The organism is Paraniabella aurantiaca (genome assembly GCF_050309965.1).
Taxonomy (GTDB): Bacteria; Bacteroidota; Bacteroidia; order Chitinophagales; family Chitinophagaceae; genus Niabella.
The window spans coordinates 1,811,804-1,826,538 of sequence record NZ_JBLOSY010000002.1; the positions used below are offsets into that span (position 1 = coordinate 1,811,804).

Genomic DNA, 14,735 nt, shown 5'->3' on the forward strand with positions numbered 1-14,735 from the left:
ATTTAAGATTTGGTATTCGTGACATTCCGTTTTATTCGGTTCTTAAGCTCTTTACCGGGTTTGTTAAAGCTGTTTTTATCGTTTGTAAACTGATGAGTGCGATGGTGACGAATGCCAGGCATGCCACGGAAATAATAAAGGGTGTTGACGTGAGGTTTATCCGGTATGCATAATCTCTTAGCCAGTTGCTCATTATGAGATAAGCTACCGGGCAGGCGATCAGGCCACCAATTAATACGATCACCAGGAAATCCCTGATAAAGAGAAGCAGAATGCCTGTAACGGATGAGCCCAGCACCTTCCTGATCCCGATTTCTTTGGTGCGGTGCCGGATGCTTAATGATATCAACCCTATTACGCCAAGCAGTACAATGATCAATGCCAATATTGCAGCTACATACGCGGCCTTCTTTAATTGTATTTCCGATTTATATAAATTGGCTAAGGTGTCGTCCATAAATTTATACTCAAAGGGGGCGTTGCCAAGTAATGCTGCCCACTTTTTTTGCAATATATCAATATCAGAAGACAGGTTCCCCGGAGTAAGTTTAAACGACAGGTACCGGTATATTTGTGAAAACTGCACATTGGCTATAATAACAGGTTGCACTTTTTGTTGCATCGAGCCAAAATGAAAGTCGCTGGTAACGCCGGTAATTTTAAAAATAGTAGGATCGCCTAAAAACCGTACTTGCTGACCTATAGCATCTTCGGTATCATGAAAACCCAGAGATTCAATGGCTGTTTTATTCATAATTATATTGCCCGAATCAAGTCTGTTACCCTGAAAGCCGGTTCCGTCTGTTAAGGAGATCTGGTACAGTTTAATGAACTGCTCATCGGAGCTGAGGAATTGCATAGGTAAGGCTTTTGCGGTATCTGCACCCTGGCGGTAGATATAAGCTTGCCCTACATTATTTCCGTCCGGAACCTCGTAAGACAAGGAGACGTCTTTGATCCCGGGCAGCATTTTAAACTGGTTTCTTATTGCTATCATTTTATCAACCCCTGCCTGAGACCAGTCCCTTGGCACCTGTGCTGATATAATATAGTCTTTGTTATATCCCAGTTTTTTGCTCAGGAAGAAGTTAACCTGTTTTGAAATAACAATAGCTCCGACAAAAGCAACTGTTGCTGTAATAAACTGAAAAGCTACAAGTCCTTTACGTAATAGCACATTGTCTTTTATAGAGGCTGATTTTCCTTTAAGCGACTCAACCGATTTTAAGGATGCAAGTACAAAAGCAGGATAAAGACCGGCTCCGGTACCCACAAGAAAAATGAATAGCAGGGGGTATACAATATAATAAACCGGGAAATCGTTAAGGGAAGGAATGTTTTTGCCAAGCAGGTTGCTAAAGAAGCCTTGAGTAAGCAGGTATACTATAAAGCCCACCACTGTGGCCAGCAATACAATAATGACTGATTCGGTAAGAAACTGGATGACCAGTTGTTTTTTTATGCCGCCCAGCACTTTCCTGATGCCAATTTCCCTCATTCTTGCCGAAGAGCGGCTTACCGACATATTGATAAAATTGATAACCGCCATACCCAGTATAAATAATGCTACTGCTGATAAGGCATATATCATTTTTCTTACAACTCCGTTATTTTGATCAAGGTAATAAGTTGTCAGCGGTACAAGATAGGGGGTAAGGTCTTCCCGGAACTTAGATGGCGCATGCCTTTTCATAATTTGAGCGATAGGCTGTTCCAGATCTCTTGCAGAAACGCCCTGCTGAAGCTCAATATAATTAGCAATTGAAGGGTTTTGCCAGCTCATATCCCGGTTAAAAAAATCCAGGTTGTAGTTGGATATAAAAAAATTACTCGGATAATCTTCTGAAAGCTGTGTCACGGAATTTTTAGCATGCTTGCTTAGTACACCGGTAATTTGAAAATCATGTTTTGCTCCGGAAAAGTTTTCTACGGTTAGAGTTTGCCCGACAATATTTGTTTTGCCAAAATATTTTTGAGCAGCATGCTCTGTTATGACAATAGTAAAAGGTTGTGTAAGTGCTGTAGATGCATCACCGTCTATCAGCCTGAAGCCATACATATTTAATAGAGTGCTGTCGCCGATCTGGATACTTTCCCTGAAGCTTTTGTCCTTTTTATAAATGCTTGATGTAATACCATCAAACCGGTAATAATTTTTTACGAGATTAGGATATTCTTCCTTCAGGGTTTTCGCCAGCGGTCCGAGCGTTGCAATTTCGAATCCTTCGCCCGGGTTTTTCCATTTGCTTTGGATAACATAGTGTTGCGCTATATTTTTCAAATTTCTGTTTACCTGCAATTCCCCCCATACATACGCGGCAATAATCAATGTAAATGCAATCCCTGTAGCCAGGCCTATAACAGTGATAGCGGTGTAAAACCTGCTCTTTACAATATTTCTCCACGCTATTTTTATATAATTCCGGAACATATATCAGACAGTTGGGGTTTTAAATTCGGGGGTTTTGCATTCCATTTTATTCTGTTCTTAAACTTTTTACAGGATTGGCTACAGCCGCTTTTATAGTGTGTAAGCTAATGGTGATAATGGCTACCGACAGCGCTACGATTCCGCTGGCAAAAAACAGCCACCAGCTTATTTCTACACGGTAAGGGAAGTCAGATAACCACTTGTTCATTAACCACCAGGTTAAGGGTGTTGCAATAGCCACTGCTAAAAGCACCAATACCAGGAAATCCTTCGATAAAAGTGCGGCGATGCTTTGAACTGAAGCGCCCAGAACTTTTCTGACACCTATTTCTTTGATTCTTTGCCCGATCATTAAGGCCGACATGGCAAATAATCCGAGACAGGACAGGAGTGTAGCTACACCGGTAGCAATGCCCAGTATTTTAGAGAAATTCTTTTCTTTATTATACCATCTGCCTACATTCTCTTCTATAAATGATCCATTAAATTCTGCTCCGGGGTCTGCTTTTTTATAGGCCTCTTTTATAAGATTCATGGCTTCTACCGGATGAAGATTTTTAATTTTCACTAATGCATAATCTATGTAGTCTGCATTATCGCCGGCCAGGTAAACTGATAATGGCTTTTTCTGCTCATGAAGCGAGTACAGGTGAATGTCGGGTATAATGCCGATGATAGTGGATCGTGGCTCCGAGCTGTCGGTAATATATGATAGTCCTAATGGATTTTCCACGCCGAAAGATTTTGCCATGCTTTCTGTAACAATAACGTTTCTTGACGTATCGGTACCAAAGCTCTTGCTAAAATCTCTTCCCGATAGGAGTGGTATCCCCATTGTTTTTAGAAAATCATAATCCACTGTTATAACATTACTACGGATCAGCCGGCCGTTATAATCAAAGCCCGATGATATTCTTGAAGTACCACCATCCTTTCCTACGCCAAAATTAATATCGCTGCCCGCAACGCTTTGCACCGCTGGTTGAGCAGATAATTGTGAACGAAGGCTGGATACGATCATTTTGCCCTTCTCAGGGTGTGCTATCGGAACACTGATCACAGACTCCTGGCTAAAGCCCAGGGGTTGAGTACGCATAAATTCAAATTGCCTGAAAACAATTAAACCTGAAACCATCAACAGGCAGGCCATAATGAACTGTACAACAATTAAAGTGTTTCTAAAGACGCCCGGACGTTTTACTGTGATATTCCCTTTTAATACATTAATGGTGCTTAACCGCGATACACTAACTGCCGGATAACCTCCGGCCAGCAAAGAAACCACAACAATAAGCAGTAATGTGAAAAGCATGGGTAAGGGTTGCAGCAGGTAATCCAGCGAAATGTGCTGACTTAGTAATTGGTTAAGAGGTTTAATGCAAATGCCAAGCGCTGCTACACCTATAATTACCGAAGCCAGGCAGATCAGGAAGCTCTCACCCCATACCTGTAGGAAGATCTGCCTTTTGCCTGCGCCAAGACTTCTGCGAACACCTACTTCCTTAATACGTGTAAACGCCTGAGCAATATTCAGGTTAACGAAATTAAACACAGCGATAATCAGAATTAAAAGTCCGACCGTTAATAAGGTATACAGATAGCTTTTAGCTGTTACCGGCCCTGTTCCTTTTTCAATATCAAAGTGGATTTGAGATAAGGGGAGCAAACGAAGCGCCAGGATGTCTCCGTTTGCATCGGGCCTGACGCCTCTTTGTGTCATTTCCCTGATATCACCGGCACGATATTTTTCAACAACAGGTCGCATACTGTTTTCTACACTTTGGGCGGACACACCCGGGGCCAGTTTAATATATACATCATGATCCTGCGTATTCCACCGGTCCTTATTAACCGTATAGTCTGGTCTCAATTCGGTTCTTACCAGCAAGTCATAGGTTATCGAAGAATTATCAGGGAAGTCTTTTAATATCGCTGAAACGGAGAGGTTTTGCCAGGAGCCGTCAACATTTACTTTTAGTATTTTACCGATGGGATCTTCTTTTCCAAAAATAGTTTTTGCTGCATAAGCACTCATTACAATATTACCGGGATCTGCAAGCGGAGCCTTGGCGTTACCCGATACTACCGGGAACGAGAATACCCGGAAGAAATCGTTGTCCACATAGTTTAGTTGAAGATTGATTTCTTTACCGTTATACTCTACCGCGCCATTGCCATTCTTATAACGTGTTGCCAGCTCAACACCCTGAACTTCCTTCTTCAACGCGGACGCAACAGGCAGTCCCATTGTGGAAGAGCGCCTTGAGCCCGACTCATTTTGGTCGTCGCTGTAAAAGTTATAAACTTTGAAAACAGAAGATTTGTTTTGATGGAAACTGTCGAAAGAAAATTCATACCAGGCTACCAGGAAAAGAAATATACTGCACAGGAAAGCAACCGACATGCCCAATACGTTGATGATGGTATGAAGTTTATACTTCCTTATATTTCGCCACGCTGTCTTGATGTAATTTCTAAACATATTACTGGTTATGATTTGATATTTGCCAATTTTTGTTAACGCTTTGTTTTGAGTATTATTCTGTTCTTAAACTTTTTACCGGGTTGGCTCTTACCGCTTTTATTGCCTGAAAACTAAGTGTACCAATTGCAATAAAAATAACAGCGGCGCCGCCCAAAAGAAATAGCCACCAGCTAATTTCTACCCGGTAAACGTAATCCTGTAGCCAGTGATGCATATAATACCAGGCAAGCGGCACCGCAACGGCAAATGCAACTATAACTAATAAGATAAATTCTTTCGAAAACAAATAAATAATACTGCCTGCTGAGGCCCCGAGAACCTTACGGATACCTACTTCTTTTATTCTTTGTGTAGTCATAAAAGACGCCAAACCGTACAGGCCTAAGCAACCGAGTAAAATAGCAAGCACTGAAAATATTTTATAAAACCGGCTTAACTGCATTTCCTGTTTATAAAAACCCTCGATCTTATCGTCTAAAAATTTGTATTCATAAACAAAGCCGGGGAATGTTTGCTCCCATATTGCTTGTACCCGGGGGAGTGTAGCTGCAATGTTTTCAGTCTCCAATTTAATTCCGGCAACACTGTACATGGTAACATTTGTGGTAATAAGTTCAGGGGCTACTTCATAACGAAAAGAGCGGTTATTAAAGTCTTGCAATACGCCCACAACCGGGCATTTGATCACGTCGCCCCAAATGCTTATTTCTTTTCCTAAGATATCTTCCGGGTTTTTAAATCCGAGTTTTTTTACCAGCAATTCATTAACGAGGAACTCCCTGGTTAAACTTGAAGGCTGTAAGTTTCTTCCGGCAACCAGGTGTAGCTTGTAGGTAGGTACATACCCGGTATCAGCAAATTTGGTAATTATTTTAAAGCCTGTTTCCTTAATAGCATTATCAAATTTAAAAGTGCTCCAGGTATTATTGGCTTCTTCAGCAGGCGTAGCAGAACTAAAGCCCACTGCTGCCACCCCCTTTATCTGTAATAACTGATCCCTTAAATAGTTGAGCCGGCTGATCCGGAGACTATCCACCCTGAAGGGAACATTGATGATTGCATCTTTATCAAACCCGAGGGGACGGGCCATAAAGTAATTCATTTGCTTGGCAGTCACCAATGTGCCTATAATCAATGCCTGGGCAATAATGAACTGTAATACAACCAGGCCTCTTCTTAATGAAATGCCTTTTGTTGTATTAGTGGTTAGTTTGCTTTTTAAAGCATGAATGGGATTGAAGCGGGATAAAACAATAGACGGATAAAACCCTGCAAGCGCAGTTACAATAAAGGTTATAGCAACAGGAAACAGGAGGATAGCCTTATTGGATAAGATACCGGATGAAACTGAAAGCTGGAGCAGCCGGTTTAGATAGGGCAGGGCCAGCGCCACGGCTATTATTGCAAGTACCACTGCAATGCTGACTATTATAAAGGTTTCAACTATAAACTGGGTTCTTAATTGTACGGCATTTCCTCCCATAACCTTTCTCACACCCACTTCTTTGGCCCGGGTAACTGCTTGTGCAGTAGAAAGGTTGATAAAATTTACGCATGCTATCAATAAAATAAATCCGGCAATCAACCATAAAACATTCAGCATTTCGTGGCTGATGGTTTTATTGCTATAATTGCCCGCCTGCGCATCGTAATGAACTGCTTCCAAACGCTGGATAAGATAATTGTCTTTGTTTTCAGGCGATTGAACTTTTGTTGCATAAGCGCGCAGCTGCCCGTTGAAATGGTGGGCTGAAATACCGGGCTGCAACATAATAAAGCAACCAAACCCAGTATTGGTGCGGTCTTCCCAATTGGTATTTTTGGCAATCAGGCTCCCGGTAAATCCTGTACCATACGACACCACAATTTTCATCTGGAAGTCGGTATTGGCCGGTATATTGGCCAGGATGCCGGAGACTTTTAGCTTGTCTTTGCCATGTTCGAATAAGTAGCCGCCTGTTTCAAGATCGATAGCCTGTCCAAGAGCAGCTTCCCAATTTCCAAAATATTTTTCGGCTATTTCTTTGGTGAGTAAAACATTATTAGGGTCTTTTAGTGTCTCATACGATCCGGCAAGTAACGGGAAATCGAAGATTTTAAAGAACGAGGGATTGGTAAAGAATACGCCTGTAGGCTCTTTAAATATACGTTGCTCTTTATCACCTGACGCCGGTACCAGTAGCTGATCATCGTGGCTCGCGAAAATGGGAGCCATTTCCTCTATTTGAGAAAACTGCGTTTTTATAGCCTCAGGCATAGGGAAGGGAACATCCTTCCCATAGCTGATATTTGCATCACCCGTATGACGGTATTCCGTCAGCACGCGATAAATGCGGTCTTTTTTTGTATGAAATTGATCAAAGCCGGTGTGATAGGATATCACAATAAAAATGATCATGCAAACCCCGATGCCAACTGCCAGTCCTGCTATATTGATTATAGTATAGTTACTGTTGCGGCTTAAACTTCTAAATGCGGTTTTGAAATAACTTTTAAACATAATCGGGGGTTTAATAATTATTCATTCCTTAAACTCTTTACCGGATTGGCAATAGCCGCTTTAATAGCCTGAAAACTCACAGTAATTATAGTTAGTAACATAGCCATACCTCCTGCAATCAGAAAGACCCAAAGGTTAACTTCAGTTCGGTATGAATAGTTTTGAAGCCACCGGTTCATCAATAGCCATGCTATGGGATAGGCAATTAAACAGGAAATGGCCACCAATAATAAAAACTCTTTTGATAGAAGTCTTGTTATGCCTGTGATGTTAGCTCCTAATACTTTGCGGATACCTATTTCTTTCTTTCGTTTTTCAGCGGTATAAGCTGAAAGGCCGAATAAACCCAGGCAGGATATGAGTATGGCCAAAGCAGCAAATATCCTGGACAAGGTGCTTATTAATTGTTCATTCCGGAACATTTGATTAAACTGTTCGTCTACAAAACGACTGGCAACAGGATACGAGGGGGTGTGTGGTTTTATAGCTGCTGTTATTTTACTAATAGCTTGTTCAATATCAACACCGGGTTTTAATCGTAAATACATGTTATTGAGGCTGCTCATGTTGGTGCAGTAAAATATAACGGGGTCCGGTTGCGCGTACATGTCGCCATAGATATAATCGTTTACTACACCTACTACGGTAAACTGGCCGCCTTCACTATTCCCATCCCAGTATATTTTTTTACCAAGTGCGCTACCGTTGCCCATCTTTTTTTCCAAAGAGCGGGTAATGATGATATTCGGGTTATCTGTTTGCGCACTATCCGTTGTAACGAAGTTTTTCCCGGATACTAATTGCATACCGTAGGCATCAAAGAATCCTGGATTAATGCCACGGGTGGAGATCAATGTTTTGTCGTTATCGGGTTTTCCGCTCCAGGCCAATCCCCCCGTATTATTACCTCCATATAAGTTATTGTAATCTGCCAGACCTATATGTTCAATAACATTAGTATTTAATAAATTTTGATCTATTGCTGCATAGTTCTTTCTTATTTCATCATTCATGTCTATCTGTACCAGGTTGTTCTTATTAAAACCCAGGTTACGGCTTTTTACATGTTGTATTTGCCGGAAAATAATAACAGTACTTACGATCAGAATAATTGATATGCTAAATTGTAATATAACCAGGCCCTTTCTTATAAAAGTGGCGCTACCGGTTTTAACCCGTATCCCTTTTAGAACAGATACAGGATTGAAAGAAGAAAGGTAAAATGAAGGATAACTGCCTGCTATCAGTCCGCAAATAAGCGCGATTGCTACAATAGAAACCATGTGAGCCGGGTTGGTAATACCTAGCGATAGATTGGTTTGTACCAGTAAATTGAAGGTGGGTAGCAACAATGCCATCAACAGAACGGCAATAAATGCCGACAGGAAGGCCATGAACAACGTTTCTGCAATAAATTGAACAACCAGCTTCCGTTTGCCGGCGCCTAACACTTTCCTGACGCCCACTTCCCTGGCTCTTTTTTCACTTTGTGCGGTAGACAGGTTCATAAAGTTAATGCAGGCTATAATCAATATGATCCAGGCAATGATTGAAAACATACGAACATATTCTATTTTGCCGCCACCGGTTTGTACCCCGTTTTTAAATTCACTTTTCAGGTGCCAGTCATTCATCGCCCATAGTATAGGGACTACAGTGGCTTCGGGCTCTCTCTTTTTGATCATATTGCTGATCGATTTATTGACAGATGCGGCTGTTATTTCTTCTTTTAACTCTACAAAGGTTTGCAAGCAGTTGTTGCCCCAGGCCTGGGCCAGGGATTGATTTAGGTTATACCAGACGGCAAAAGGGGCTACCCAATCGAAGCCAACGGTAGATGTGCTAGGTAGGTTTTTTATAACACCTGATACCGCGTATTCAGTGTTGTTGTCTACCCTGATTGTTTTGCCAACTATATTTTTAGAACCACCAAAAAACTTTTCAGCAGTTCCCTGCGTGATTACTAAGGAATGAGGTTCTGAAAAAGCCGTTTTAGCATTGCCTTCGGTGAATTGGAAACTGAACATGCTAAAAATAGAAGCGTCAGCATAGGCTCCTAAAGCAAACAATGATTTATCGCCAACCGTTAATAGTTGCTTCGTTCCTTTATCTGCAATTCTGCAGGTATTGGCAATGCCCGGAATCTCCGCCTGCAAAGCGGGTCCTAGTGGTAGTGGAGTCGAGCTAAATGTAGATGTTTGAGACCCATACGTCTGGTTGGTCATTACCTCATATAGCTTGTCTTTCTTAGCATGGTATTGATCATAGCTGACTTCATGTTCTACCCAAAGGAAAATAAATCCGGCGCAGGTGATGCCAATAGCCAGGCCAAAAATATTCAGGAAACTATATCCCTTATTCTTCCAAAGATTCCGGAAAATGGTTTTTATATAATTGTTGAACATAAATTAATAATTTGAAAACGGGTCTTGCTGTTGATGATAAAGTAAGAGGCTGGTATGTTTTATATCTTATTCTGATCTGAGACTTTTAACAGGGCTGGTTGTTGCTGCTTTAATGGCCTGGAAACTGATAGTGGATAAAGTGATGACCATCATACCTAAGATCGCACCTGCAAAAACCCACCAGGAGACTGCGACACGGTAGTTATATTTTTCCAACCAATCATGTAAATAATAATAGGCCACCGGAACAGCTATAACACTGGCAACACTTACCAGTACTACAAACTCCGCAGAAAGTAATGCCCACAGGTTAAATACCGAAGCGCCCACTATTTTTCGTATCCCTAATTCCTTGGTACGTTGTTCGGCTACAAAAGATGCCAAACCAAATAAACCTAAACAACTAATCAAAATAGCCAGTAATGTAAAAAAGCCTGCCAGGTTGCCAATACGTTCCTCATTGGAGAATTTTCTGGCATATTCTGTATCAGCAAACTCGTAGGCAAAAGGCGCTTCTGGTATAAGCTCCTTAAAAACTTTCTCTATAATGGCCAGAGATGCAGATGTACTCTTTTCAGGATTTAGCTTCAGGTTAATGACGTTAACATTGTTATCCGTTAAAAGATATACGGCCTGCTTCACCGGCTCATAAGGTGAGGTCATTACCATATCTTTTACCACACCTATAATGGTCAAAGCGGGTGCACCGGGCCCATCGCCCCAGCGAACAATTTTGCCGATGGGGTCTTTCAGATTCATAAATTTTACAGCTGCTTCGTTAATAATTGCGGAGCTGCTGTCTCCTTTAAATTCCCGTGAAAAGTCACGGCCTTCTTTGATGGTGAAGCTAACTGTTTTCCCGTATTCAGCAGTAACCCAGATCGTTGCGAAATCGCTATCGGTATTAGGATCTTTGCCTTCCCATTTAAAGCCGCTGTTATTACTCCATACACCTGTAACCGGACTTGATGATTCAGACATTTCTTCAATGGCCTGTTGCTTTTTCAGCTCCGCGCGCAGAACATCATACTTGCCATAAAAGTCTGGCGTCTGCATCATAATTGAAATCAGGTTATTACGGTCGTAGCCAACGGGGCGGTTTTTGCTGTGTTGTATTTGTTTATACACTATAATCGTGCATATCATCAGGGAAACAGATACGGCAAATTGCATTACTACCAAAACTTTTCTCGGTAAGGCGGCCAGCTTTCCGGCTTTGAAAGTTCCCTTTAATACTTTTATTGGTCTGAATGACGATAAATACAATGCGGGATAGCTGCCGGCAATCAGGCCCGTAGTGATCGTAAAGCCCAACCCGATCAACCAAAACCAAACGTTATCCCATAGAATATGCATTTGTTTATCCGCCACTTTATTAAACCAGGGCAGGGATATCGTGGTGAGCATTATAGAAAATACAAAAGCAATAAGTGTAACCATTACAGATTCGCAAAGAAGCTGCCCTACTAATTGGCTACGATGAGAACCTACGGTTTTCCTGATACCGACTTCCTTCGCTCTTTTCTCTGAGCGGGCCGTGCTCAGGTTCATGAAATTAATACAGGCGAGCAGCAATACAAAAACACCTATAATGGCAAACATCCATACATATTCTATTTGCCCGCCGGATTGTACACCGTCTTTATAAGAAGAACGTAAATGCCAGTCTTTCATAGGGTGGAGAAAAATGCTCGAATTGAATTTTTTATTTCTATCGCCTAATCTGTTATAGCGTGCCTTTTTAATTTTGGCATTCACCGAAGCGAAGTCGACGCCATCGCGTATCTGAACAAAACACTGAAATGAATTGTCGCTCCAATCTGTAGCAGCCTCCGCCAACCAGCCTTCAGAGGTTTTATATAAATCCCAGGGGGCAATAAATTTCAGATCTCTGAATGTAGTACTGTAAGGAAGATCTTTAAACACACCGGTAACTTTTACATTCAGTTTATTATCGATCTTCATAGATTGGTTCATTGGGTCTGCATCTCCAAAAAAAGCTTTGGCAGTACTTTCGGAAATGAGAATGCTGTTAGGATTACTCAGGCCATTTTTGGAACCGTTCACCATATCCAGCGATAATATATATGGACCTTCTTTGTCAATATAAATACCGTTCTTATTTAGATGATTTTCGTTTTTACTGAGCATGTGATTACCCTGCCAGGAAGCCATGGCCACATATTTGAAGTTATTGCCATAAAGGTTCTTCAGGTCGTCACCGAGAGGTAATGGCACAGCCGGCCAGGTTTCAGTGCTGCCGTTCCTGGTTTCATATTGCTGTACCTGTCCTACACGATCATAATTTGTATGATAATGATCGTAATTGAGCTCGTCCCATATCCACAAACCAATGAGTATTGTAACTGCCATACCGATGCTTAGTCCGCCGATATTGATAAATGATGTGATCTTATTCTTCAATAAATTTCGCCAGGCTATTATGCAATAATTTTTAAACATGCTCTTTTTTTAAAAGGTTTGCGGCTATTCGATTTTTAGAAGTTTTTATCTTATTCGGTTTTTAAACTCTTTACAGGGTTCGATAGCGCTGCTTTAACGGCTTGCGTGCCAATGGTGATTAACACAATAACCGCAATGGCGAGAACTGTGGCCGCTGCCATAAGCCAGCTGAGGTGAATACGATAAGCAAATGTTTGCAGCCATTTGGTGGCAGCCAGCCAGCTCACCGGTATAGCAATCAACAGTGCAATAATGATCAGTTGCAGGAATAGCTTACCAACTAAAAAAACTACATCGCCAATCTCTGCGCCGAGTACCTTCCTGATACCGATCTCCTTGGTTCTTTCCTTTATAATATAGGCTGTAAGCGCAAACAGCCCCATCGCCGAAATTAATATAGCAACCAGCGCAAAGAAGCTGATGGTTTTTTGAATAGTATAATAGGTTTTGAATATTCTCTGGAAATTTTCATCAAGAAAGCTATACCTGACAGGAACTTCCGGTTCAATTTGCTTCCAGCGGGTTTCAATATCACTGATCGTTTGTGATAAGTTGTTACCTGAAAGTTTTACTAATAGCGCTCCGCCAGACAGGTACCCGCAAGCTTTATTATTGATGGAGTAGGCAATAGGTCTTACCGCATTGGTCATGTCCTGTACATTGATGTCCTTTGTAATGCCTACTACCTGGGCTTTAACCGAATCGCAGTAAGGCATACCTACAAATGAACCAACCGCTTTTTGATCGCCCCAGAGCTGCGCCGCCGTCTCATTTAAGATAATGCTGCGTGTATTTTGATCGGCATAGCTGTCATTAAAGCTCCTGCCTTTTAATACCGGAGTTCCAACCGTTTTAAAATAATCGGCACTTACTTTAACCGTGGTCATTTTTATCGTTTGCCCATTGAAAGTATAGTCGTTGAGTATCGTGTCCACTTCGGCATCGCCTGGAACTAATGTAGTTTTGGACACCAGCTCAACACCGGGGATGGACAGGAGGGTAGCACGGGCTTTATCAAACCCGTCTTCTCTGGTGCTCTGCTGTGCTTCGATGCGAACTATTTGAGAACCCGAAAACCCTTTATCCTTAGTTTGCATATAATGAACCTGTGAGCTGATCACAATAACAGCAAAAACAAAAAAGCCGGAAAGAGTAAACTGTACAACCAGCAAGAAATTTCTAAGTTTCAGGCCCGACTTACCTTGTGAGTAATTACCCTTTAATATTTTGGAAGTGTTGAAACGGGACAGGAAGACAGAAGGGTAGAGGCCTGACAATAAAATTACGGTAACAATACATAAAGCTATCTGGAGGACAAAGTAGGGAATATTTGTACCCCAAATAGAAAATTGAATGTTGAACTCCTGCCTGAACCATGGCATTAATGCTATTACCAGCAGTGCCGCAATACATAAGCTTATTGAACAGGATAGAATGGCTTCACCCATAAACTGCCAGAACAGTTGTTTTTTGCGGCCTCCCAGTACCTTTCTTACGCCCACCTCTTTAGCCCTTTTAATGGATGTAGCGATGGACAGATTGCTGAAGTTTACAGCTCCTGCAACCAATAACAGAAAAGCCAAAACGAGCAATACCACTATGGTTTTAAAATTACTGCCACCACTTTTAGGGAAATTGTGGAGCGCTGATAATTTTTCGGAGAATACAAGCGTTTTATTTTCTTTTTCCAGGTATTGTTGATAGGTGAGGTTGTCTGCCTTGAGCTGATCGTTGTAATAAATATTATTGATGGCACTTTCAAATGCTTGCGGTCTAACGTCCTTTTTTACTTTTATAAACGTTTGATAAGAAAAATTCTGCCAGTGGTTGTTGGATTTTTCATAGGGAGAACGAAATAGTATCTGCATATTCAAGGCAGAGGGCTGATCAGGCGATTGCATGACACCGGTTACTACTACCTCCAGCCGGCCATAGAGTTTGATCGTTTTTCCGATCGGATCTTCGTGGCCAAAAAGCTTTTCCTTAACAGATTCCGTAATTACAGCTGCATTGGGTGCATTTAAAACAGTATTGATATTGCCTGAAGACAGCTGATAGGGAAATACTTTGAAAAACAGGGAGTCTACTTCGGTAATCCCTTTTTGATATATTTTTTTATCATTCGCTGCCACGAGTATTTCATAATCGCCCGCCCCACCCATGCGTGTGGCAGCTTCGGCGTTGCTGTATTTGCTGGCTATCAGGCGACCTAAAGGTTCAGGAGTAGCGCCATTCCACGCAATACCATCTTTGTCCTCAAGTCCAAGCTTATAAATCTTTTCGAGTTCGGGGTTCCATTTGTCATAGCTTAACTCATAGTTCAAAAAAAGAAGCACTAAAATAAAACTGGCAAGGCCAACGCCCAGGCCAAAGATATTGATGGCGCTGTACCATTTATTATTTCGAAGATTTCTCCAGGCTATTTTTAAGTAACTTTTGAACATATAATTC

Annotated in this window: 6 protein-coding genes; all 6 read right to left on the minus strand. The window is 41.6% G+C overall.

All coding sequences use genetic code 11. The annotated features are described in order from the left end of the window. Positions 1-31 precede the first annotated feature (31 nt). The 6 genes from ACLOAU_RS21790 to ACLOAU_RS21815 all read right to left on the minus strand — a co-directional run bounded on the left by ACLOAU_RS21790 (position 32) and on the right by ACLOAU_RS21815 (position 14,728). Positions 32-2,431, minus strand: a complete 2,400-nt coding sequence (locus ACLOAU_RS21790; protein ID WP_427864022.1) for an ABC transporter permease — start codon at positions 2,429-2,431, stop codon at positions 32-34. A gap of 46 nt (positions 2,432-2,477) precedes the next feature. Continuing rightward, positions 2,478-4,913, minus strand: a complete 2,436-nt coding sequence (locus ACLOAU_RS21795) for an ABC transporter permease (RefSeq protein ID WP_427864023.1) — start codon at positions 4,911-4,913, stop codon at positions 2,478-2,480. Between the two features lie 55 nt (positions 4,914-4,968). Then, positions 4,969-7,416, minus strand: a complete 2,448-nt coding sequence (locus ACLOAU_RS21800) for an ABC transporter permease (RefSeq protein ID WP_427864024.1) — start codon at positions 7,414-7,416, stop codon at positions 4,969-4,971. A 17-nt stretch (positions 7,417-7,433) separates the two neighbouring features. Then, positions 7,434-9,821 (minus strand): ABC transporter permease, encoded by a 2,388-nt coding sequence (locus tag ACLOAU_RS21805; RefSeq protein WP_427864025.1) that lies wholly within the window; start codon positions 9,819-9,821, stop codon positions 7,434-7,436. Positions 9,822-9,887: 66 nt separating this feature from the next. Continuing rightward, positions 9,888-12,284 (minus strand): ABC transporter permease, encoded by a 2,397-nt coding sequence (locus ACLOAU_RS21810; RefSeq protein ID WP_427864026.1) that lies wholly within the window; start codon positions 12,282-12,284, stop codon positions 9,888-9,890. A 50-nt stretch (positions 12,285-12,334) separates the two neighbouring features. Further along, on the minus strand, positions 12,335-14,728 hold the full coding sequence (locus tag ACLOAU_RS21815; RefSeq protein WP_427864027.1) for an ABC transporter permease: 2,394 nt from the start codon (positions 14,726-14,728) through the stop codon (positions 12,335-12,337). Positions 14,729-14,735: the final 7 nt, after the last annotated feature.